Here is a 21,899-nt window from a genome sequence, read left to right on the forward strand (position 1 = left end):
TGAAAAATCCTCTGTGTGTTGAATGTCCCCACTTGTATTCTTTCTCCTCTAGACTTTTCTTGCTTATCTTCTTTGCATGCCAGTTCAGGTTGAGGTTTATATCGGTACTATCAATTATAATGCCTCTAGAACCACTTTTTCTCTTTGGACATAGAGTATTCAAAACCTCAAGAACAAAAGAAATGAAGTTTTCAGGGTCATATTGACTTAAAGTAGTGTAAATTTCATTTTCTGATGGCACTGAGCTTATTTTCAGGAATTTTCTTAGTTTTTCTCTTTCTTCTGTTTCTTTTACAGCATACGAAACATCGCTTGAAAAGAACATACTCAAGAGAACTATTTTTAGAGCAGGGACTGATCTATGGAGGGGCAGAATGCCCCTCCTTGAAAGGATTTGCCTGGAAGTTCTCGAATCGAAAACGTTTAGTATTTCAGACAGCAATTTCCATTTGTGATCTTCGTTTAGTGGTATAAGCGGAGGTTGCATAATATATCACAGAGGAGGATAATACGTCCTCCTCAATAAATTTTACGATTTTATTTTGCTTTAATTTTGATTTAAAAACCAAATAGGCTGTACTTTTGTTAGGGGGTATATTATACACCTATGATAATCTAAAAAAGGATGATTATTACTGCAATAGAGAGGAAATCTCAGAGGACCCTATATCATTCCAACAATAGATAAAAAGAAAGTTATAGTGTCAGAAGTCATTTATTTACCTCAAAGAACAATGATTTTAGATAGTGAGTCGGAGTAAATGTTTTTGTGATTAATAGGAAAACGTGGATCTACCATCTCTGGGAAAGTCTCCACAATAAGTCAACATGTTCCATTTCCAGTCTTTGGAGAAACTGCACCTAAACCCAGAATGTCCCCAAGCAATAGTGTAACTGAAACATATGCAATTGTTCGTATACCTCTCATAACAAATTACTTCTTTTTATTTGTCAAGTGAGCTTTCGAGTATTTGAATAAATACATGCTTATGAACATTATATTATTACATTTTGCGATTGAAAGCATTATCACTGAGGATCATGCTTTATTATACTTTAACAAGCTTTACGATTAGCTTGATCTCCTAAAAGGGGCAATTATAAGCCAATTATAGAGTTTTATTAGATATATCAATATAAAATACATTATTGGGATCAAAATGAATTCTTTTCAGATCATGCATAAAGGACTGTTTTAGTCGCATTAGAGTTATCTTATGTTTTTTTTGGTATAGAGAATGAAAATTAGAAAGTTATAAAACCACTACCAAAAAGAAAAGATATGAATGAAGGCCACTCATATCTCTTCAATTACAATATCTTCTTCGAGGTTCGCTTCTTCCACCAGTTGTTCAAGCTCAGCAAGTTGTGCTTCCATGTCCTGGATCTCAGCATCCGTAATTCCTATCATCTCTTCGTTGAGGGCATTATCTGCAACGCTGATCTGCTCTGTCTCATCTGATGTTCCATCAGTAGTGCCTTTATCAGCACATCCTGAAACTACAACACCACACAGCAGGACAGCGATGATTACCAAACATCTGAATTTTACCATTTATCTTCAACTCCTGTCTGTTTCATGCCAACACTTTTATGTTTCAATCTCATTTTCGGCCGAATCTCTATAGCGAGGTGCCCAAACACCGGAATTTCCGGTATATTCGTATGTACCGTTGCCTGAAAGCACTGCAGTGCCTGTTCCTTCAGCTGTAAGTTCCATATATGAGCTGCGAAGCATGACTGTAAGGCGGCTTCCCTCAATGTGAACATCGCCTGTAAGGTTCAAAAAAACAAATGCACGATTGTTGTCCGTACTATTACCGGCCTCGATGTTGGAAAATTCATAGTCGGCATCATCAGTGTTAATATGAGCATCGCCTGCAAGGTCTTTGATAACAAGCTTGGAATCGGTGGCTGTGAGGTCTATCTCCACATCACCGGAGATCACAGCTGTACCATTTCCTTCAGCGGAAAGGGTTCCGCTTCCAGCAAGCACAATTACTCCCTGTCTGTGCTGGTGAAGCTCTTTGAGCATATTCCTCAGAATGGCATTTGAATCTTTGATGTCTTTTCCTGCCTGCTTGAGGTAGGTATTGGCCTCTCGCATATTTTGTGCATTGGTGCCGTTTCCTTCCAGATACAAGTTTCTTGCCTGCTCTCTGCTCTTATTTGCATCATTCATGCGTTCCTTGTATTGGGCAAGAAGTTGCTCAAGCTCTTCCACATCCTCACCATTTTCTTTCATGGTGGTTATTTCACCCTCAAGACGCAGTATCAGGGCATTGGAAGTTTTGATAACCGCATTGATCTTGTTGTCGATGTTCTTTCCTGAAGAAACAACTCGGTCCTTACGAGCATCGTTCCATATATTCCTGATGTTCTTTGCAGAATCTGCCAATTCGTTCCTGGTAGTTGCTGCGTTGACCTTGTCTTTCTCTTCATTCAGTTCATCGATGTATTGTTTATTATCGAGATTTGAGGTCATATGATCGATAGAACTAATAAGATACTCCTTAGTAGCATTGATGGCTTCTTCTGAATCCAACATTGGATTTTTGGACCTGATGTTCACAAAATTGTTCTTTGCTGCCGTGTATTTGTCTGCTGCAGCATTCATTTTTTCCTTTTGTGCTTCAGTCCTCTTTCTGGTCGCATCATCGGTTGCATTCACCATATCCCGATCTCTGTCACGCTCCCTGTCAAAGAGTTTTGTTGTGTCGTCATCGGGATCGTCTTGACTCGTATCATCGGCCTGGTCGCTTCCGCCGCTTCCTGATGCTGAACTTGTATGGCCTTGCATTGCATGATCAGATGCTGCAAGTACTCCTACCGGAAGTATGCCTACCAGCATCAATACTACTACAAAACATGAGAATAGCCTATATCCTTTTTTTTCCATAAGATCACCGTCCATTTCTCGTTTAGTTGTTCTTATAAGAACCTGTTTTTCCTATACCCTATATAGTTAAATCATATTATACATATTTAAGTTATATTATACAAAACATATTTTAAATACTCAATTATCGTTCAAACCTCAAGGGTGAGTTTACATCGGATCTAAAGTGGGAGGCAACAAAAAGCAAGATGAAGCAGAATTAATCTGTAAATGTCATTCTGAAGTACTCTCCCTGATACTTGCAGCTATGGGGCCTATTATGCTCTTTGTGTATACCAGCAGGTGAACAATAATAATGACAATTGCTTCACTCAGGAAAATAGATTAATGAACTCCTTATCCTCTGTGATAAAAGAGCTGTGATAACAGAGTAAATAGGACCTTAATCTGACCCTATGGCAAGTTGTGCACTCATGTATTCCTGACCGTAGGCTTTGCCATCAATGATCGTTCTGACCCTGTTCGGCTTGAAGCAATTTGGACATCTGCGGATAAATTGAATACTGGAGATAATAGCAAAGAATTCTTTTTTACAATTGTAGCAAGTTACAATTATGTTCATTTTTCCCCCAATCCAAATAGGACTTCTGAGGAAATAAGGATATCATTATACTGTGGAAACTCCACAGTAGATGATAATGTATCCCGGTGAAAGACCCATTGTAGGATCTTTATCCGGAGGATTTGATGCATAGTATGGGGTCAGCACGTTAATAGACCCCTGATTATGTAAACACAAAAATGGTGCACATGTCTGAAAAATCAACTTTTTCTCTTTCCCCATATCAGATCACAATACATCTTATCCACGACTTTCCAATCTTTGACGCATGAGATCCAGATAGTTAGCTCATGCTTTCCTGTCAAATTTTCATATAAAGCTTATATGAACGTGGAACTTGGGTAAACCAATCTGGCTGTTGTGAAGGAATTGCGCCTTCTTCAGACGAACACCTTAATGGCATCGAAATCACACGACACCACACAATCCATGCAGTATTTGCAATTTTCCTTTCTTACGACCTGACATAATCCGTCATCAACAACCAGTACCTGGTTCTGGCATGTACTGACACATGAACCGCAGCCTGTACACTTGTCTTTATACACTGCTATGAATACCATATAAATATCTCCTTCTGAAAAATCATGTTTTTTTCATACAAGTTATCTTTTCATCAAGTTCATCTATTTTGAGTGCTAGATCGTCCAACTTCTTAAGTATCAATTCATTTTCAGCGATCGTATTTTTAGTATCATCACACTTATCTTTACTTACAAAATAAGAGGCAATATTAGCTGTCAATAAGGAGGCAAATGCAATTCCGATCAACATAAGACTGATAGCATAAATTCTCCCATAAGTAGTATGAGGATACAGGTCACCATATCCCACAGTAGTTACTGTTGTAATTGCCCACCATACCCCATCAAATATATCTTCATGTTCTATCTGGCCAAATATTATCCCAGAAATCAAGATGAATAGAACTGTGATAAATGTGACATGATGAAACGAGTTTTTGGTAAAGATCTCATATATGGGTATTATACCTCTTTTAAACGGAATCAATATCCTTAAAAAGCGCAAGGCTCGGAGAAATCTCAATGTTCTTACTGAAGCAAGATCTGGCGGTGATAATACGGGTGGTGAAACAACTATTATTAGAACATTCAACCAATTCTTCCTGGTGTATTCAATCTTATTGCTATATAGACTTACTAATAAAAGATATTCTAAAAGAAACATAAGCCATATCAGATCATCGATCTTTGAAGCGAGGTACATATAGGAGGGGTTGGTTGTAATAATTCCAAGCTCAACTGACAAAACAGGGATAATTAACAAAGAAAGAATTATCATCGGTTTTTCTATTTTATTTTCAATTCTCTTAGCAATTTCATCTTTTGAGCTCATAAGTACTCCGAAATTCCGGTGGGAAATAATTCTATGTTAATTGTATGCATGATTGGTATTTCAATTTTGATAAACGACCCTTTATGGACAAACATCTGCTTCCTATAATCCACTCTTTAGAGATATTATTTGTATTAAAGTTATTTTATTCTACTATTTATTTTAATTTGCTTGTACAGTTGTCACTATAATCTAAAAGCTTTGTGAATTACCAAGACCAGCATACATTTTAGGATCCTCATCCACATGATCCTCCCCTCTGAAGTAACATCTTTTTATCCGAGAACAGAGTTCCAATGTTCATGGACCATGAAGCAATAGGGAAAGTTCACAATCATGCCTCTGCAGAGAACATGGAGATACTGCCTCTGTGGAAACAGGCAATAAGCGGAATCGAGATCACCGGTATCGAGGATGCCATGTTCACTGAGGAACACTCGCATTATATAGTGATCCACGACCCTTTGAAAATAAAGTTTCCAAAGAGTAGGGAAGAACTGAACAGAAGGTTCTGTGCCCAGGTCGGAGCTTCTGTTGTCAGTTACATCCGTCAGGAAGGGAACATGCATTATGTAAGGGGATTAATGGCAGAGAACGGTGCCTCTGTCTACAGCGTTTTGCCCTACACATCCTTTGACCTTATAGAAGATGCAAAATTTCCCAAAAGCAATATGGAAGCCAGGAAACTGCAGGCTTTCAAAGATATACTGCCGCTGTTGCATGGAAAGAACATACTTGACGTGGGATGCGGTCTTGGCACTCTCAGCATTAAAATAGCTGCCATGAAAACGGATGCTTTGGTGCATGGTATCGATCTTCTGGAAAGCCTGATGGAACAATGCAGGTTCAACGCAAGGATCGAAGGTGTGGCAAACACAAAGTTCGTTGCAGCAAGCGCATACGAGCTGCCTTTCCAGCAGGGATACTTCGACTCAGTAACATGTTTCTTTATGCTGCACCACCTTGACAATGTGCCGCGAGCCCTGCAGGATATCAAAAGAGTACTCAAACCCGGCGGCGAAGTCTTTGCCGCTGAACCTGTCGATCACTTTCATGATGTGCAGAGATACCCGGAAGACTGGAAAAAGCTCTTTCTGGCTGCAGGATATGTGGTGGAAGTCTGGGAAAAAGACAAACTGTCATACATCCGTGCTACAATAGGTAATGTCGGGAAGCAATAAAAAAGAATGATAGGAGGGGGTGGGGTAAAAAACCCCAATAATAAAAACATGTGCCCTCAGGAAGATTGTTGCAGGTTGTCTTTAGGACTTTATAGTATTAAAAACTAACCTTTTTGTAATACTAAATCTTATTTTAACGCTGAAATTATAATATCACCGCTTTGGAATGTCCCGATCATCTTCGAAAGATTAAAGAATGAGCCATGCTAACAAATGGCATTACAATTTAAGGAGATATGTAGATGCTTGGAATCAATGATCCACAGATATGGCTGGCATATTTGCTCAGTGTGCTAAGTGCTCTGGGCTGCGTAATATATGGACTGATGCACTGGAATGACAAAGATCCCCTGGAGGAAAGCTGATGGCAAGCAGTATAGTCCTTGGGATTGCTGTACTCATCTATCTCATGATCACCTTCTATTTAGGTTGGATGGGATACAAACAGACCAAAAGCACCGATGACTTCATGGTAGCAGGCAGGAAAGTAAATCCTTTTGTGCTGGCACTATCCTATGGAGCGGCTTTTATAAGCACTTCAGCAATAATCGGATTCGGAGGCTATGCCGGTGCCTTCGGAATGGGGATATTATGGCTGGTCTTTATGAACATCTTTGTCGGCATATTCATCGCATTCGTTGTATTTGGTTCAAGGACCAGAAGAATGGGAGTGAACCTCAAAGCCGTTACTTTTCCCGAGCTCATAGGAAAACGGTTCCAATCCCGTTTCATCCAGGGATTTTCAGGCCTCTTGATAGCTGTATTTATGCCACTTTATGCAAGCAGCGTGCTTATTGGGGGAGCCAGGTTCATGGAGACTGCTCTGGGCATCGATTACAATACAGCTGTACTTTTACTTACAATTATAACTGCAGCTTATGTGATCACCGGTGGACTTATAGCAGTGATGTATACAGATGCGATGCAGGGAACCCTTATGTTCGTAGGTATGACCATCCTCATGGTATACACCTATGTAAATCTAGGAGGTGTGACATCAGCTCACCTGGCACTGACCAATCTCGCATCTATGGTACCTGAAGCCATGGCACAGCAGGGACATACGGGCTGGACATCGATGCCTGCTTTTGGTTCTCCGATATGGTGGACCCTGGTCTCCACCATCATTCTTGGAGTAGGAATAGGAGTATTGGCCCAGCCTCAGCTGGCTGTGAGGTTCATGACCGTTAAGAATACCACCTCGCTCAAAAGAGCAGTGCTCTCCGGAGGACCTTTTATCTTCATGATGGTCGGGGTCGCATATGTAGTAGGGGCTTTGTCCAACGTGTACTTTATCAACACCAGAGGCATGCTGTCCATGGATGTGGCCGGAGGAAATATCGACAAGATCATGCCGGAGTATATAAACAGTGCTATGCCTGACATATTCGTTGTATTCTTCATGCTGACACTTCTGGCAGCAGCCATGTCAACCCTCAGTTCACTGTTCCATAACATGGGCACTGCCATAGGTCACGACCTCTACAGAGAATCCATAATGCGCGGAAAGATCGGGCACACAATAAGCATTACAAAACTGGGCATTGCCATTACTATTGTCATAAGTGTTATTCTTGCCTATACCCTTCCCATAGGTATCATTGCCAGGGCAACAGCTATTTTCTTTGGTTTGACCGCTGCTGCTTTCCTGCCCATGTACGCAGGCGCTATATTCTGGAAACGCATGACAAAAGAAGGAGCGATCGCAAGCCTGCTGGTAGGTACTTTCAGCAGCCTTTTCTGGCTTACGTTCGTACATGCCAAAGAAGCGACCGCACTGGGAATAAGCCAGGCGATCTTCGGCCAGGCAACATTACTTACAGGAACATGGACATTGGTGGACCCTATACTTGTAGCTACACCGCTTTCAGTATTCGTTGCCATAACAGTCAGCCTTCTGACAAAACCAGCGTCCGAAGAACATATTAAAAAGTGTTTTGGAAACTAAGAGATATCTGCTCTCTTAGTTTTATTTAACTGCGCTTTCGATCTTTACAGCTTTTTTTGACAATTGTCGAGATGCTACATGCTATTTCTCGAACATAATCGAAAGGTTAAATAATGAGTCATGCTAACATGTGACATAAATAGATTGTCATTATTAATTAGTAAAAAAAGGAGAAACTGAAAATGCTTGGAATAGATGACCCGCAGATCTGGGTAGTATACATTCTTTGTGTTCTCAGCGCCATAGGCTGTATGATATATGGTGCCCTGAACTGGAACAAAGGTGCTGAAGACGAGGAGGTGGAATAATGGTATTGAACACCGCTATTCTGGGGATCACCGTACTTATCTACCTAATGATAGTTTTCTATCTTGGATGGCTGGGATACAAAAGAACGAAAGCTATAGATGATTATATGGTGGCAGGCAGGAATATACACCCCTATATTCTTGCACTGTCATACGGGGCTACCTTCATCAGCACGTCTGCAATAGTGGGTTTTGGAGGCGCTGCAGGTGCCCTTGGAATGGGACTGTTATGGCTCGCCCTTATGAACATCGTGGTGGGAATATTCATCGCTTTTGTTATTTTTGGCTCAAGAACACGCAAGATGGGAAAGAACCTACAGGCTGTTACATTCCCTGAACTACTTGGAAAACGTTTCAATTCGAGGTTCATACAGGGCTTTTCAGGAATTCTGATCGGTATATTCATGCCTCTCTATACAGGAATAGTGCTTATCGGAGGTGCACGTTTCGTAGAGACCACCCTTGGGATCAACTATGATGTTGCACTGATGATCCTGACCATCATCGTCGCAGCATATGTGATCACCGGAGGGCTCATTGCGGTCATGTACACGGATGCTTTGCAGGGCACGCTCATGTTCGTAGGCATGGCGATCTTGCTCGTCTTTACATACGTCAGACTTGGAGGTGTGGTTGAGGCACATCAGGCCCTGACAAACATAGCATATCTGGTACCTGAAAGTCTTGTAAAGGGAGGCCACATGGGATGGACAGCAATGCCCGAGTTCGGTTCACCTATCTGGTGGAACCTTGTTTCCACATTGGTGCTTGGTGTGGGAATTGGAGTGCTGGCACAACCGCAGCTTGTGGTAAGGTTCATGACCGTAAAGGATGACAAAGCTCTTAACAGAGCTGTTTTCGTCGGAGGTCCGTTCATTCTGATGATGACGGGTGTAGCCTTCACGGTCGGTGCACTGTCAAACGCATATTTCTTCCAGAAAAAGGATATGATATCACTGGCAGTCGCCGGAGGGAACACGGACCTTATCATCCCGGAGTTCATCAATAGTGCTATGCCCGAGATGTTCGTTGTTCTTTTTATGCTCGTACTGCTTGCAGCAGCCATGTCCACTCTTAGTTCCCAGTACCATACCATGGGCACTGCGATAGGACATGATTTTTACAGACAGTACATAAAAAAAGGAAAGATCAGCCATACTGTCGATGTCACAAAAATCGGTATCGCCCTAACCATCCTTGCAAGCGTGGTGCTGGCTTATGTTCTACCTATTAGTATCATAGCCCCTGCAACATCAATATTCTTCGGATTGTGTGCTGCAGCCTTTTTACCCATGTACATCGGAGCCATATTCTGGAAACGTATGACAAAAGAAGGAGCAATCGCCAGTATGCTGGTAGGCACCTTCAGCAGTCTCAGCTGGCTTGCATTCGTACATGCAAAAGAAGCAGCGCCGCTTGGTATAAGTCAGGCGCTCTTCGGTAAGGCAACCTTGCTTACAGGCACATGGACAGTAGTAGACCCTATACTGGTGGCCACACCCCTTGCTATGCTTACAGGCATTGTAGTTAGCCTATTTACAAGCCCTATAGCCAAAGAACACCTGGAAAAGTGTTTTTATAAAATTAGGTGATATGGAGAGCAACCATATCATTGATTTCCTTTTTTAAACTGTACATGCTCCGATCGAAAAAGAAGAGCTCAACACATAGATCGAGATCATGCGCAACACTATGCCTTGAATAAGGCAAAAGCCGTATGACGAGAACTAGAGGGGATATAGAGAATAATGATGTTCGACTTTTGCCATCTTATCTTCGGTATTAATTATATATAAACGTGCTCCTCATCCATCTATCAATTGACCTTACAGATCCAATACGTCTCCTATATTCATTATCAACACTTCAGTGTCACACAGGTCCCTGACTTTGTGCACGAAATCCAGGGGATCTTGTGAGATCACATCAAATGTGTTATAATGCATGGGTATTGCAATTTTGGGACGGATAAAGTCCACGGCCCTGGCTGCATCATCCGGGTCCATTGTATACCTGCCTCCTATGGGCAACAACGCCACATCCGGCCTATACACATCCCCTATAAGCCGCATATCTGTGAAAAGACCAGTATCCCCTGCATGATAGATGGAACATCCATTGACCTGCAGGATGAATCCTGCAGCTCTGCCTGCGTACAACCTTAACCCTGCATGGGACACGGATGAAGAATGATTGGCATCTGTCATCACCACTGACATGTCATTGACCTTCATCCTGCCTCCTATATTCATGCCTTCGGCCATCACTTTCTGAGATTTAAGATAATTAGCCAGTTCATGTACCGTAATAACCCTGCATCCTGTCCTTTGTGCGATCCCAATGGTATCTCCCAGATGGTCATAATGACCATGGGTCACAAGTATGATGTCCGGCCCCATGTCTTCCGGAACCAGCTTTGCTTTGGGATTACCCCTGAAAAAAGGGTCAATAAGCACATTAAAGCTAGCCCTTATTTCAAAACAAGCATGACCGTGCCATATCAATTGGATCCCATACATAGAACAATAGAGCATGTACCCAGACAAATAATTTCCGTGCGGGATCGTTATTATGTAGAACCGATATTATGGAAGGTTATGAAGATTGGACTTGTGATACATGGTCCGGAGGCAGTTGATTCAGGACAGGCCCGTAAGATCATCGAGATATTAAGCACAAAAGGAAATGTTACGGCCATGATCGCAGGCACAATGGGCAAGACCGCTGTCATAGACGCACACATGGAAAATGTAATTGACATCATTAGAAGCCTCAGGCCGAGCGAATGCATAGAAGAGTGCATTGACACACAAGATGTGATCTACCTGCTGAACCATGGAAAGAACATGGAAACAGGAATAGCATTTGCAGGCATGGTCATTTCTCATCTTAGGAGGAAAGATGAAAAGCCCATTGTGCACATAGAAAGGCCAGGTAGTTCGGATGGTGCTGTCATCCCCTGGAACGATCTTGCCAAAGAATATGCCAAAGCCATTGCCAGCGAACTTGACCTACCTATGATCACAACTGCAGGGAGGGAAAAGGAAACAACGCTAGAAATTGAGGGGTCGCGCGTTGTAAGACGCTTAACTGGAGTGTGTCCTGGAGAAAAAATACTTGTCAATGGTATAGTAGTGGGCTCTGCAATGTCTTTTGATGTAAGCATTGTTGCGGAAAGCGGCTACATTACCCAGATAGAAGGGGGCAAAATGAAGGAGCATGGTGTGGAAAAACTGCATGATTATGAACAACACGCTCCTATTGACCTGACGACAGCCTGGGTGAAAAGTGGCAGGCTGCGCTCTGATAATTTTAACGCGCGCACTTTACTATCTTCTGAACTTGACCTCTTCATGGGCAACAGAGAAAAAAAGAGTTGCAGCAAGGGAATAAATGCGGTCATAATAGATCATGAGGCAGAAAAAGCATTTGACATCGTACCTGGCGCAGATGTTGCCGTAACCATAGGTGATGATACCACGATCCTTGCAGCAGACATTTTATATAGGCTTGGCATACCGATCATAGGAATAACCGATGGAGATTCGGACGGAATATCTCATCGAACGCACATATTTCCAGGTTCAATGATCATGAGATTAATACCAGATAGCGATGACGTGATAGGCAAAAAAGTACTTTCGAACGTGTTCATGCATAAAAAGACCATGAACTTCAAAAGCCTGGAAGAGTTGAAAGATATGATCACATGTCAGGCGTTTGATGCCATTAAATATATAAAGGAATATTAAATATCCTGTCCTTCAAAAAGTCCGGCTATAAAAGTTTAAATATAATAATGTGCATACTATGAATTAGATCTCACAGAAGAGATACAACATAGAATAAGGGGTTATTTTATGAAGGACTTTGAAGTAAAAATATTGGACGACACCGACTATCGGTTCATAGATGCACTGAAGAACCTGGGAATGTCAAGGAACGTTGCTACAACGCTGACATACCTTTCAAATGTAAGAGAGGCTTCATCCCAGGAGATAGAAATGAGTACGGGCCTAAGACAGCCTGAAGTAAGTGTGGCAATGAGACAGATGCGCGAAAAGCACTGGATCAGTGTTCACAATAAGAAAGCTGTTGGAAAAGGCAGACCAACGAAGATCTATACCCTTAATGCTCCTATCGAAGAGATAATCAAGCACTATGAGGAAAAGATCATAGAAGATACGAAGACCACAATGATAGCCATCAAGAAGCTGAAGACAATAAGCAAAGGGATGGAGTGATTTTTGCCCCTCCGACCCAGGCATTTTTACTGGGACCACAATGCTGACGGTCTTCATTGAAGGACGTGTAAACAGTCTTCTTTTAGTTGTTTGCGTCCTTCCATAGGTCTTTTAAACTACTTTTTTCATAACGCTTTTATCACGATCATTTGCTTGATATTGGCTTATTTTGCTCGATACTATTTCTGCTTCTTCAGCAAGTTCACCGTTTATGCGCCTATATAAATACATTTATTTTATATATTTTAAAATATAATAATTATCATATGATGTTGTTCATATGGAGGTGCCACTATTAGATCATCTGATGTAGTTTCCAAGTCCTCAGGCACTAGCAATAAAGTATTCTTTGTTAGCCTGGAATCCTGTAAAAACATTGCTTTTGCAGTGATATTGTTTCTGACCGTAAGCGCATTTACAGCAAATGCAGACCCCATGCTTAACGATACAACGCCACCGGCGTCTGTAACGAACCTTACGGAAACTAATGTGGGTACACAATGGATATACTGGAACTGGACGAATCCGGATGACGCGGACTTCAGTCATGTGATGGTTTACCTCAACTCACAATTTGTCACAAATACATCCCAGAGCTTTCATAGCGCAACTGGGCTGATAGAAGGGACAACATATACTTTAAGCACCAGAACTGCAGACACTAACGGCAACATTAATTCTACATGGGTCAACGATTCGGCAACAACTGCCACACCGGCAGACACAACGCCACCGGCATCAGTAACTCATCTGAGTGAAACAGGGACAGGAACACAATGGATACAATGGGAATGGACGGAGCCGGATGACCCAGACTTCAGTCACTTAATGGTTTACCTCAACTCAGCATTCATAGCAAATATATCTCAGAGTTTTTATAACGCAACTCACCTGATAGAAGGAGCAACATATAATATAGGCATCAGAACAGTGGATACTAACGGGAACATTAATTCTACATGGGTCAACGATTCAGCGACAACTGCCACACCGGCAGATACAACACCACCTGCGCCAGTAACAAATCTGAGAGAAACAGGGACAGGAACACAATGGATACAATGGGAATGGACGGAGCCGGATGACGCGGACTTCAGTCACGTAATGGTTTACCTCAACTCAGTATTTATCACAAATACATCTCAAAGTTTTTATAACGCAACTGGTCTGACAGAAGGAGCAACATATAATATAGGCATCAGAACAGTGGACACTAACGGCAACATTAATTCTACATGGGTCAACGATTCAGCGACAACTGCCACACCGGCAGATACAACGCCACCGGCATCAGTAACTCATCTGAGAGAAACAGGGACAGGAACACAATGGATACAATGGGAATGGACGGAGCCGGATGACGCGGACTTCAGTCACGTAATGGTTTACCTCAACTCAGTATTTATCACAAATACATCTCAAAGCTTTTATAACGCAACCGGTCTGACAGAAGGAACGACATATACCATAAGCATCAGAACAGTGGATACTAACGGGAACATTAATTCTACATGGGTCAACGATTCGGCAACAACTGCCACACCGGCAGACACAACGCCACCGGCATCAGTAACTCATCTGAGGGAAACAGGGACAGGAACACAATGGATAAAATGGGAATGGACAGAGCCGGACGACACGGACTTCAGTCACGTGATGGTTTACCTCAACTCCGTATTTATCACAAATACATCTCAAAGCTTTTATAACGCAACTGGTCTGACAGAAGGAACGACATATACCATAAGCACCAGAACAGTGGATACTAACGGCAACATCGGTCCATCATCGATAAGTGATCTGGCTACTACAGCGATGCTGCCTGAGATAACCAGTTTTTCTGGAACTAATATCACTAAAACTTCAATCACTCTGATATGGGAAGCTTCCGGGAACACCGATAGGGTGCAGATAAGTCGGAATGGTGCAGTCCTTGCTAATGTGAGTGACCCGTCCTCCTACATAGACAGCGGTCTAAGCAGTGGTACGACCTATACCTATACCCTTATCCCATATAATGAAGATGGACTGGCAGGTAATTCAGTAAGCGATAGATTTACAACCATATCCGGGAGCAGTGGTGGCGGAGGAAGTAGCAGAAGCAGCAGTGGAGGAGGCGGGGGAGCAGCCTCTGTTGAGGACTTCTCAAACCTTGCATTGAAAGAAATTGACAGCAAATACCTAAGAATGAATGCCAATGTGATATATGAATTCACAGCTGAGAACAATCCAATACGATCCATCAGCTTATATTCATTTAAGAATTCCGGAGAGATCACATCCACTATAGAAGTACTAAACAGCCGGTCAAAGCTGGTCGATACCACCCCTGAAAAGCTCATATATAGATATATCAATATCTGGGTAGGTAAGACGGGATTCGCCACAGCATCTAACATTAAGGATGCACGGATAAAGTTCAGAGTAAACAGTGACTGGATCCGGCAGATGGGTGTGAACCCATCGGACATCAGGCTGCTAAGATATAATGGGACAGCATGGGAAGTGTTGCCCACAGTCTTCGAAAGCAATACAACGGATTATGCCATATTCGAGTCTCAGACCCCGGGTTTCTCTCCTTTTGTGATCACTGCTGAAAAAGTAACTGCTACATCTGTTATTGCTGATACACCAGCCATTCAGAGTGAGCAGAAGGCCGAAAATACCGATACGAACACTCCACTCGAGAAAGCAGAGGATGTAAGTCTGGAGAAAAGGCAGCCTGAAAATTCCAGGGTATGGACATTCATCGTTGTCCTCATATTGATAGGAGTGCTTGCGGTAGGGTATGAATATTTGAAAAAACAGGATGCATAAATATGTTAAATCTGATCTGCATTGGAGACAAATGATAGAAACTTACTCATGAACAGATAATACCTGCAATCACATCTGAAAAAATAATTGGATTGACCCTCTTGCGAGGACAAACAATCCAATTTACCCTTTTGATGTTATTTTTAGAATGGACAAGTTGCCTGGACTGGCAACCCCATCAGATGGGACTAGTTCCCCATCCTTAAACAGAAGTACTGTTTCTTGATTGATCCTGAGCTCCCTGAGCACATCCTCGTATTTAGTTCCGCTAAGAAATGCCATGGTTTTTGGCGGTTCTTCTGACGGTTCCACAGATATACGAAGAGATACCGTAGAAGAGATGTGCTCACTCCTCGAAATCTTCACCGCCTGGAAATTCTACCAGCTCTTCTTTGAGCTCTGAGAGGTTATCTTGTATTAGCTTGGATTCCAATTCCTCATTTTTCTTTTCGCCCTTTCTTTCGTAATTTCGCTTTAGGAATTTTGACATACAATGCACCTCAATTTACATCTGCTACAATCACTATTAACCTTTTCGCAATGAATGCTTTATTATACTCTGGACAGAACACAGGGATTTATAGATGAAAAGATCAAACAGTAAAATATAATAACTACATAAGCATACGCCTGAAAGCATACAGAAAAGGAGAATGATCGCAAACTGTGGCTGACATCAACTATAATGCAGGGAAAATATGACCGGGATCACAGATGAAAATGCGGCAACAGACCTCTTTGATCTGATAGACGGCCATTCTGTACTTTTCACATATGGCGCTCGGACCAAGATGTCCGAACTGGCATACTGCATCATTTCATCCCTTCTGGAAACTACTGGTGCACCAATGTCTATGATCTTGTTTACGGAAAAAGGTCATGAAGCATGGGAAGAATTCAGATGCAACCAGAATTGGAATACAGGACTGGCACCAACAAATGACACCTCTCTCAAATATCCAGTAGGTGGTGTCACTTGCACAGACATGACAGAACTATTGATGAACATTGAATCTGAAATAGAAGCAAGGCAGTTACTATTCCTTGAAGATATGGCATTTCTACGATGGCGCCATAATAAGACCCCTTTTATGCGTTTTCTTGACTTGCTTTCCTCCCGCGTGAGGGAGAAACAAGGAACAATGATATGCACCGTCGCTCTTAATATGTTCGACACAGAAACGGAGAAACTTCTGCATACTGTATTTGACACCGTTCTTTTTGTAACAGAAGATGCTATCCAATTAGGACCAAAAAAGAGTAAGGATGATATACAATATAGTCTGAAGAACGGCAGACTTATTTTAAAGCCTGCTGTAAGCACCGATCTGAAAAAGATAAAGGAAATATTCAGTCTTAGCACAGAGGAGAAAAAAGAATTGGACAAAATAGTCCATGAACATATTGAAGAATTTAGAAGATCATAGGATCAAGGTACCAACAGCCTCGTTGCAATGGTACGCAGCTGTTGGCAGTAATCACAATCCTTTTCCTCTAATACCACCAGTTTCCGTGACCAGGTACGTGCCACCGTATCGTCAAAGGTCAGTGAGCCGAGAAGTGAGGCCCCCAGTTTTTTGCTGAACTCTGCCACTATTGCATAGATCTCATCTGATTTATCTCTGGGGGTCCTGTTAAAAAGCAGGTTGGATTTAGTACCGAGCTTTGAAGACATATTGGACAGAATATAAGTCCCTCTTATGTCCTGTATATCTATGGTAGAAACAATGGTGGCCCTGTCAGCTATATTCATGGTGAGCAGGCTGGATTTGTTAATACCGGGGCTGCAATCGAACAGGACATGGTCCACCTGTAACTGCCTCTTCAGAAACTTAATGATCTCAAGCATTTTATCTTTAGCCTCGCCTGGAGAATTGAACATTGAAGTTATATCCTCCTCGCAGGCTTTGGACGGAATAATATACAGATCCATGTTTTTATACGGTTTGTATATTATCTCAGTTATCTTGCATTCATCCTGCAGAAAATCCACCAATGTCGCAGAGAAATGAACATCAAAGAGAGAATGCAGACCGGGACCGTTCACGTCTGTATCAATGATACATATCTTCTGCCCTTGCTGAGCAAGATGGACACCCAGATTGCTCACAAAGGTTGTTTTCCCTGTACCACCTTTATATGAATGGAAGCTCAACAGCATTTTTTCACCCCAGGAGCTGATCTAGCTTGCTCTCGATCTCTTCCACTGCTGAGATACATTCATGCCTCTCTCCATCTAATCTCTTTTTCAATGAATAGAAGATCTTCTTACCTTTTCTGTCTCTCTTTAACCATCCGGACCTATAGAGTTCATTAAGGTATTTGTTCTCTATAGACCTATGACGACCCGTGATCTCACTTACTTCATCGGCAGTACATGAAACCAGACTGGATACTGCAAAAAGTGACTTGCGGATAGAATCGGGAACTGTAAGGAACAAAGCCATTTTATCATCTATCGGGGGAGATGATCTCATTTCGACTTCTGTAACTCTTGACTCCAGTTGCTTTAAACGATCATCAAGATCGTTCAGCAAAGCAATAATATCAATATCAAATTCTGGTACAGGCATGATGATCAACATTTAACGGATTTGAACGGGTTCTGCATTGTAAATATGATGTAAATATCGGAAATACATACTGCTCGTGCACAGCTGCAACAAAGCACATAAACATTTATTTCGATAAATATATAACTATCTAAACACCACAGATATTATAATAAGGTGGCCACATGCTATCTCCCACATACATACCAAATATGGATGCTATACTTCATGGTGGTCTTATGCAAGGATCAAGTATGTTGATAGCAGGTCCCACTGGAAGCGGACGCACCCTTACATGCCTACAGTCGTTGTTCACGGCTGCAAAAGCCGGTGAAAAGTGCATTTATATCACAGTACTGTCCGAACCTCCTGATAAATTGCTGCACATCGCACAGAACTACTCATTCTTTGATGATGGACCATTGAAATGCGGCAAGCTAAAATTCCTTGAACTGGATAGAGAGATACTTACAAAAGGAGATTATGCGATCCTCAAGTACTTTCATACCCTTGCCCATGATAATCCCAACAGGGTGGTCATTGACCCTGCAACAGTGTTACTCTGCATTTCACCATCCTTTGAGGACGGGAGAGAATTGCTTCCCTTAGAAAAAAGAGCTTTCTTTGTGAATTTGTTCCGAGCTTTCGCAGCCTCGGATACGCTGCTTATGATGACAGGGGATCTAACAGGAAGTGAGATCAACACCAGTATCCTGAGCCATCTTTCCGATGTGGTGATCGAACTGGGGAACCATGATAAAAACGATCATGATGAGCAACGATACATCAGAGTGATAAAATCCAGAGGAAAAGATTTTGTTGCAGGGAAACATGATCTCAAAATATCATTGGACGGAGCTACCATTTCATCCCGTGGCCCGCCCTGATACTGGAACGATCATAACTGCATACCGTTTCAGACATCTTTAAGTTCATGCCGGGTATGTTTCCGAATGATGTTCAAAAGCCTCATGCGTGCTATACTGATCTCCTGATCGCTAACTGAAGTTGAGAGTGTTTCAAGCAATTTGTCCACCAGTAAGATGTAATCTCTCTCTGTACCTGCATCCCTTAGTTGCTGAATAGCGCCTTCAGAAACTTCGGTGGTCCATTGTCTGTCAGAATAGTACGTCTTTTTATCAAGTTCTAGTTTCCTGCGTGCTACTTCATTATTAACACGTACGAAGATGAGCTCAACAGTATGGGGATCTCCCACAAATTCATTCATGAACTGCATAATATCCATGATAACAGCAAAATATGGGATCTCAGGATTTTCACTTTGCTTAAATGCCTGAGCTACCTCCTGCCGTAACTTTTTCCTTGTGCTTTGAAGCAAATGATCTGTGATCTGGTCAATAGCAGCCGAGCAATCTACAGCAGATATGGATTGTTCGGTATGTTGCACTTTAACAGGAGGCACATGATATTTACTGTATAATGTAAGCAGTTGTCTGCGCAGTTTCTGAGAATCTATGTTTGCCACATTATCCTCCATAAGATCTTTACTGAAAGATCGAGAGTCAAAACACACCATTTATTAGGTATTACATCGAACGCATCTACGCAATTCATTAAGCAGATGGTCCATTTCCTTTTCCATAACACCGGATAACATACCATCACACTTCCCAAGCAAGGTCTCAAACCTGTTAATATCATTACAGGGTATTACTTTACCCATATTAAGACGGAATTTTAGCGATTCATAAAGATCGATCAACTCAGGATATACTATCCTTGGATATCTGGTTGCTATCTCATGCCATAAAGCAACAGCTCTGGGATATGCCAGCATCAGATACCCTTCGTACTTTTGCCTGTAATTGCCAATGGGATCTGTAACCTCTGTAAAACCAAGCTTTTTACTGAAAAAGCTTGTAGCTTCAGGATTGTCTGGAATTGTGAGAACATTACCCCTAAGATAGTATACAGCTGTTGAGAACAAGACTCTGCCAATTCCACAGTTACGGAAGGAAGAATGAACTTCCATACTACGCAACAGGAATAAAGAAGGACTGACAACATTCATCTTGCCCTTTATCTCTTTTTCAGTCTGCTCCTCCAGTTTCTCAAATCTTGCAAATCCTATGAGCTTAGCATTTCCGGCTATGGACACAAATAGGAAATGACCTGATTCAATGGATCTCTTGAGAAGGAATGTATAAGGCATTCCAAACTTCTGATGAAAATAGATGAAACCTTCCCTGTCAGCAGCACCCACATCGATATCAAGAGTATCAACTGCCTCAGATGACATGAGAAGAGCATAAGAGATATCCCCTGCCTGGTGAATTTTCTCCATTTCCTGCATTTGCGCGATCTCCATAAGGTATGTTGTATCGGGCCACTTTTTATCCTTTGTTCGCACTGTAGTACAGGTACCTTCCTTTTCTGTGCGAAGTGACCGAACCCGAAGACAAAGCCTCATCCAATATCTGCATTAACTCTTTTTCATCCATTTTCACATCGGAGGATATAAGAGATCTATGAAGTTGTTTCAATGTCGATGGACCAGTATCAGCCAGGATGCTTACAACTACTCCTGAGAACTCATGCAAGTCATCCGGTTCATCCAGGTCAATGAACATATCACATTCAAAAGGATCAGGTTTATCTTCATGGATAATAACTTCCTCAATATCACCCAGATCTATGTACATCACATCTTCCTGCATGTCCGAACGTAGCTTTTGCAGTTGCTCCTGCAATGAAGCCACTTCTCTGGAAACACTCTCAATACCATGAACATCCGAGAATACAGAATCTACCCGCGAATAAAGTTCTGATACCATCAATGATGTTTGCTCTCTCAGATCATTCAAAGATGCAGCAAGAGCTGCAATTTCGGGCTGTGATGGTACAGCCTGGGAAATTTCAGAGGAGATCGAGAGAATTTCCTGAGCCACTACCTTGTTATCTGAACCTGATTCGATCAACTCGAGCTGTGAGCGAATAGTTTCCAGATTGCCATTTAGTTTCTTGAAAAGACGCGTATGCAAGTTTACGGCGTTCGAAAGGCCCGAGATCTGGTCCTTTATATTGATAATATCCTCTGATCTGGTCTTGATCTCCTCAAGTTGCTGGTTCTGTAACTGGGCCACGAATCCCATGTTCTCAGAAACATTGTTCAATTCCTGTAAATATTTGTTCACAAGGCATTCCAGATCCTTAAGACGATGATTATGCTCAGCTATTTTCTCAACTGAATATTCTCTGCTACCTGTTTCTACAAATGACCGGAAATCCCGGGATTCGTAGTTTGGCACATATTCTGCCATCCTTTTAAATATTTCTATATAGGTGCCATGGATCTGTTTTGTCGAAACCAGTCGGGACTGTATGGCCTGTGAAAGCTCTTTTACAATAAAGGTTCCCTCTTCGAACCGGAAGAAATCCACACCCGCACTGAACTCGCGAACAGTGTCCCTGACAGAATTAACGATATCTTCTGCTTCGCTTTCCCCATATATATTTAACATTGCGCCGTAAAGGTCATTCAATGTTTTTGAATAGGTGATCTGGAGCACATCCGGGGGGACCTTGGCAGCGTTGAGGGACTGACTGCTGAGGGCATCCTCCTCCCGTGCCACCCTGCTTAGTTTTTTGTGTAATGAATCGAACTCTTTTCTCAATTTAGATAGTTCTCTGTTCGAAGCCAGAGAAGAGATCTCATCTTTCAATGCGTTCAAAGAGCCGGAACTCTGCAAAAGACCTTCATCTATCTTCAACTGGACTGCAGAGAACCTATCTTCAAAATAAGCAAGTTTTTGCTGAATAAGCTGAAAGGCTGCATCGTCATACACGATGGGGGGTTTGTCTCCAGACGGTTGTTCAGCAACCTTTTGAGATAAATTGCCATCACCATTTGACCCGGGCACATCTGACTCTGCCAAAGAAGAAGCTGAAAGAGAGACATCTGTGACCTCTGCCTGGATATCAGGCTGATTTCCTGTGATGCCAGTTTCGCATGACCCGATGCAACATGAACCGTCTTCCAGCTTGTTTTTCAGATCAGTAACTTTTACCATA

Annotated in this window: 23 protein-coding genes and 1 pseudogene; 10 read left to right on the plus strand and 14 right to left on the minus strand. The window is 42.1% G+C overall.

The window, feature by feature from the left end:
• The 6 genes and pseudogenes from A4E24_RS05540 to A4E24_RS05565 all read right to left on the minus strand — a co-directional run.
• A pseudogene (locus tag A4E24_RS05540) lies at positions 1-487 on the minus strand (IS5/IS1182 family transposase); the annotation flags it as partial.
• Positions 488-1,297: 810 nt separating this feature from the next.
• The gene (locus tag A4E24_RS05545; RefSeq protein ID WP_292352291.1) at positions 1,298-1,555 is read right to left on the minus strand and encodes a hypothetical protein; all 258 of its coding nucleotides are present in this window, start codon (positions 1,553-1,555) and stop codon (positions 1,298-1,300) included.
• 36 nt (positions 1,556-1,591) lie between these two features.
• Positions 1,592-2,899 carry a hypothetical protein gene (locus A4E24_RS05550; RefSeq protein WP_292352292.1) on the minus strand — a complete coding sequence of 436 codons (1,308 nt, stop codon included), beginning with the start codon at positions 2,897-2,899 and terminating at the stop codon, positions 1,592-1,594.
• A gap of 382 nt (positions 2,900-3,281) precedes the next feature.
• The gene (locus tag A4E24_RS05555; RefSeq protein ID WP_292352293.1) at positions 3,282-3,461 is read right to left on the minus strand and encodes a hypothetical protein; all 180 of its coding nucleotides are present in this window, start codon (positions 3,459-3,461) and stop codon (positions 3,282-3,284) included.
• A gap of 380 nt (positions 3,462-3,841) precedes the next feature.
• Positions 3,842-4,024, minus strand: coding sequence for an ATP-binding protein (locus A4E24_RS05560; protein ID WP_292352294.1), 183 nt, complete (start codon positions 4,022-4,024; stop codon positions 3,842-3,844).
• Positions 4,025-4,046: 22 nt separating this feature from the next.
• Positions 4,047-4,817: a potassium channel family protein gene (locus A4E24_RS05565; RefSeq protein ID WP_292352295.1), complete on the minus strand. Its 771-nt coding sequence runs from the start codon at positions 4,815-4,817 to the stop codon at positions 4,047-4,049.
• Positions 4,818-5,119: 302 nt separating this feature from the next.
• Between A4E24_RS05565 and A4E24_RS05570 the strand changes: the two genes are divergently transcribed.
• The 5 genes from A4E24_RS05570 (at position 5,120) to A4E24_RS05590 (ending at position 9,846) form a co-directional block, all read left to right on the plus strand.
• The gene (locus A4E24_RS05570) at positions 5,120-5,998 is read left to right on the plus strand and encodes a class I SAM-dependent methyltransferase (protein ID WP_292352296.1); all 879 of its coding nucleotides are present in this window, start codon (positions 5,120-5,122) and stop codon (positions 5,996-5,998) included.
• Positions 5,999-6,240: 242 nt separating this feature from the next.
• Positions 6,241-6,363 carry a symporter small accessory protein gene (locus A4E24_RS05575; protein WP_292352297.1) on the plus strand — a complete coding sequence of 41 codons (123 nt, stop codon included), beginning with the start codon at positions 6,241-6,243 and terminating at the stop codon, positions 6,361-6,363.
• Positions 6,363-7,946 carry a sodium:solute symporter gene (locus A4E24_RS05580; RefSeq protein ID WP_292352298.1) on the plus strand — a complete coding sequence of 528 codons (1,584 nt, stop codon included), beginning with the start codon at positions 6,363-6,365 and terminating at the stop codon, positions 7,944-7,946. The genes A4E24_RS05575 and A4E24_RS05580 overlap by 1 nt, the downstream gene beginning before the upstream one ends.
• Before the next feature lie 182 nt (positions 7,947-8,128).
• Positions 8,129-8,254: a symporter small accessory protein gene (locus tag A4E24_RS05585; protein WP_292352299.1), complete on the plus strand. Its 126-nt coding sequence runs from the start codon at positions 8,129-8,131 to the stop codon at positions 8,252-8,254.
• A complete protein-coding gene (locus tag A4E24_RS05590) occupies positions 8,254-9,846 on the plus strand; it encodes a sodium:solute symporter (RefSeq protein ID WP_292352300.1) in 1,593 nt (530 codons plus the stop codon). The genes A4E24_RS05585 and A4E24_RS05590 overlap by 1 nt, the downstream gene beginning before the upstream one ends.
• A gap of 234 nt (positions 9,847-10,080) precedes the next feature.
• Here the strand turns inward: A4E24_RS05590 and A4E24_RS05595 are convergent, their stop codons facing one another.
• A complete protein-coding gene (locus A4E24_RS05595) occupies positions 10,081-10,773 on the minus strand; it encodes a metal-dependent hydrolase (protein WP_292352301.1) in 693 nt (230 codons plus the stop codon).
• A 78-nt stretch (positions 10,774-10,851) separates the two neighbouring features.
• On the opposite strand from A4E24_RS05595, the gene A4E24_RS05600 reads away from it, so the two are divergent.
• The 3 genes from A4E24_RS05600 (at position 10,852) to A4E24_RS05610 (ending at position 15,315) form a co-directional block, all read left to right on the plus strand.
• Complete coding sequence (locus tag A4E24_RS05600) at positions 10,852-12,006, plus strand: DUF2117 family protein (RefSeq protein WP_292352302.1); 1,155 nt, start codon at positions 10,852-10,854, stop codon at positions 12,004-12,006.
• 108 nt (positions 12,007-12,114) lie between these two features.
• On the plus strand, positions 12,115-12,498 hold the full coding sequence (locus A4E24_RS05605) for a transcriptional regulator (RefSeq protein WP_015324375.1): 384 nt from the start codon (positions 12,115-12,117) through the stop codon (positions 12,496-12,498).
• 387 nt (positions 12,499-12,885) lie between these two features.
• Positions 12,886-15,315, plus strand: a complete 2,430-nt coding sequence (locus A4E24_RS05610; RefSeq protein ID WP_292352303.1) for a PGF-pre-PGF domain-containing protein — start codon at positions 12,886-12,888, stop codon at positions 15,313-15,315.
• 123 nt (positions 15,316-15,438) lie between these two features.
• Here the strand turns inward: A4E24_RS05610 and A4E24_RS05615 are convergent, their stop codons facing one another.
• Positions 15,439-15,627 carry a hypothetical protein gene (locus A4E24_RS05615; RefSeq protein WP_292352304.1) on the minus strand — a complete coding sequence of 63 codons (189 nt, stop codon included), beginning with the start codon at positions 15,625-15,627 and terminating at the stop codon, positions 15,439-15,441.
• Positions 15,628-15,661: 34 nt separating this feature from the next.
• Entirely contained in the window at positions 15,662-15,805 is a 144-nt protein-coding gene (locus tag A4E24_RS05620; protein WP_292352305.1) for a hypothetical protein, read from the minus strand.
• Between the two features lie 208 nt (positions 15,806-16,013).
• On the opposite strand from A4E24_RS05620, the gene A4E24_RS05625 reads away from it, so the two are divergent.
• Positions 16,014-16,742 carry a hypothetical protein gene (locus A4E24_RS05625; RefSeq protein WP_292352306.1) on the plus strand — a complete coding sequence of 243 codons (729 nt, stop codon included), beginning with the start codon at positions 16,014-16,016 and terminating at the stop codon, positions 16,740-16,742.
• 2 nt (positions 16,743-16,744) lie between these two features.
• Here the strand turns inward: A4E24_RS05625 and A4E24_RS05630 are convergent, their stop codons facing one another.
• Positions 16,745-17,476 (minus strand): MinD/ParA family protein, encoded by a 732-nt coding sequence (locus A4E24_RS05630; RefSeq protein ID WP_292352307.1) that lies wholly within the window; start codon positions 17,474-17,476, stop codon positions 16,745-16,747.
• 4 nt (positions 17,477-17,480) lie between these two features.
• Positions 17,481-17,900, minus strand: coding sequence for a hypothetical protein (locus A4E24_RS05635; protein WP_292352308.1), 420 nt, complete (start codon positions 17,898-17,900; stop codon positions 17,481-17,483).
• A 152-nt stretch (positions 17,901-18,052) separates the two neighbouring features.
• Here A4E24_RS05635 and A4E24_RS05640 point away from each other — a divergent pair, with 152 nt between their 5' ends.
• Positions 18,053-18,754 (plus strand): ATPase domain-containing protein, encoded by a 702-nt coding sequence (locus A4E24_RS05640; RefSeq protein ID WP_292352309.1) that lies wholly within the window; start codon positions 18,053-18,055, stop codon positions 18,752-18,754.
• Between the two features lie 29 nt (positions 18,755-18,783).
• On the opposite strand, the gene A4E24_RS05645 is transcribed toward A4E24_RS05640, so the two are convergent.
• The 3 genes from A4E24_RS05645 to A4E24_RS05655 are packed head-to-tail and all read right to left on the minus strand — an operon-like array spanning position 18,784 to position 21,898.
• Positions 18,784-19,353, minus strand: coding sequence for a hypothetical protein (locus A4E24_RS05645; RefSeq protein WP_292352310.1), 570 nt, complete (start codon positions 19,351-19,353; stop codon positions 18,784-18,786).
• A gap of 54 nt (positions 19,354-19,407) precedes the next feature.
• The gene (locus tag A4E24_RS05650) at positions 19,408-20,196 is read right to left on the minus strand and encodes a GNAT family N-acetyltransferase (protein WP_292352311.1); all 789 of its coding nucleotides are present in this window, start codon (positions 20,194-20,196) and stop codon (positions 19,408-19,410) included.
• 25 nt (positions 20,197-20,221) lie between these two features.
• The gene (locus A4E24_RS05655) at positions 20,222-21,898 is read right to left on the minus strand and encodes a hypothetical protein (RefSeq protein WP_292352312.1); all 1,677 of its coding nucleotides are present in this window, start codon (positions 21,896-21,898) and stop codon (positions 20,222-20,224) included.
• Between the last annotated feature and the right edge of the window lies 1 nt (position 21,899).

The sequence above is a fragment of the Methanomethylovorans sp. PtaU1.Bin093 genome (genome assembly GCF_002067275.1).
Lineage (GTDB): Archaea > Halobacteriota > Methanosarcinia > Methanosarcinales > Methanosarcinaceae > Methanomethylovorans.

Excerpts from the sequence above, each read along its gene's own strand:
- A4E24_RS05650 (WP_292352311.1), bottom strand. The coding sequence starts at position 20,196 with ATGGAGATCGCGCAAATGCAGGAAATGGAGAAAATTCACCAGGCAGGG.
- A4E24_RS05550 (WP_292352292.1), bottom strand. The coding sequence starts at position 2,899 with ATGGAAAAAAAAGGATATAGGCTATTCTCATGTTTTGTAGTAGTATTG.
- A4E24_RS05560 (WP_292352294.1), bottom strand. The coding sequence starts at position 4,024 with ATGGTATTCATAGCAGTGTATAAAGACAAGTGTACAGGCTGCGGTTCA.
- A4E24_RS05570 (WP_292352296.1), top strand. The coding sequence starts at position 5,120 with ATGGACCATGAAGCAATAGGGAAAGTTCACAATCATGCCTCTGCAGAG.
- A4E24_RS05605 (WP_015324375.1), top strand. The coding sequence starts at position 12,115 with ATGAAGGACTTTGAAGTAAAAATATTGGACGACACCGACTATCGGTTC.
- A4E24_RS05555 (WP_292352293.1), bottom strand. The coding sequence starts at position 3,461 with ATGAACATAATTGTAACTTGCTACAATTGTAAAAAAGAATTCTTTGCT.
- A4E24_RS05590 (WP_292352300.1), top strand. The coding sequence starts at position 8,254 with ATGGTATTGAACACCGCTATTCTGGGGATCACCGTACTTATCTACCTA.
- A4E24_RS05620 (WP_292352305.1), bottom strand. The coding sequence starts at position 15,805 with ATGTCAAAATTCCTAAAGCGAAATTACGAAAGAAAGGGCGAAAAGAAA.
- A4E24_RS05640 (WP_292352309.1), top strand. The coding sequence starts at position 18,053 with ATGCTATCTCCCACATACATACCAAATATGGATGCTATACTTCATGGT.
- A4E24_RS05600 (WP_292352302.1), top strand. The coding sequence starts at position 10,852 with ATGAAGATTGGACTTGTGATACATGGTCCGGAGGCAGTTGATTCAGGA.
- A4E24_RS05585 (WP_292352299.1), top strand. The coding sequence starts at position 8,129 with ATGCTTGGAATAGATGACCCGCAGATCTGGGTAGTATACATTCTTTGT.
- A4E24_RS05565 (WP_292352295.1), bottom strand. The coding sequence starts at position 4,817 with ATGAGCTCAAAAGATGAAATTGCTAAGAGAATTGAAAATAAAATAGAA.
- A4E24_RS05655 (WP_292352312.1), bottom strand. The coding sequence starts at position 21,898 with ATGGTAAAAGTTACTGATCTGAAAAACAAGCTGGAAGACGGTTCATGT.
- A4E24_RS05635 (WP_292352308.1), bottom strand. The coding sequence starts at position 17,900 with ATGTTGATCATCATGCCTGTACCAGAATTTGATATTGATATTATTGCT.
- A4E24_RS05575 (WP_292352297.1), top strand. The coding sequence starts at position 6,241 with ATGCTTGGAATCAATGATCCACAGATATGGCTGGCATATTTGCTCAGT.
- A4E24_RS05580 (WP_292352298.1), top strand. The coding sequence starts at position 6,363 with ATGGCAAGCAGTATAGTCCTTGGGATTGCTGTACTCATCTATCTCATG.
- A4E24_RS05595 (WP_292352301.1), bottom strand. The coding sequence starts at position 10,773 with ATGTATGGGATCCAATTGATATGGCACGGTCATGCTTGTTTTGAAATA.
- A4E24_RS05625 (WP_292352306.1), top strand. The coding sequence starts at position 16,014 with ATGACCGGGATCACAGATGAAAATGCGGCAACAGACCTCTTTGATCTG.
- A4E24_RS05630 (WP_292352307.1), bottom strand. The coding sequence starts at position 17,476 with ATGCTGTTGAGCTTCCATTCATATAAAGGTGGTACAGGGAAAACAACC.
- A4E24_RS05545 (WP_292352291.1), bottom strand. The coding sequence starts at position 1,555 with ATGGTAAAATTCAGATGTTTGGTAATCATCGCTGTCCTGCTGTGTGGT.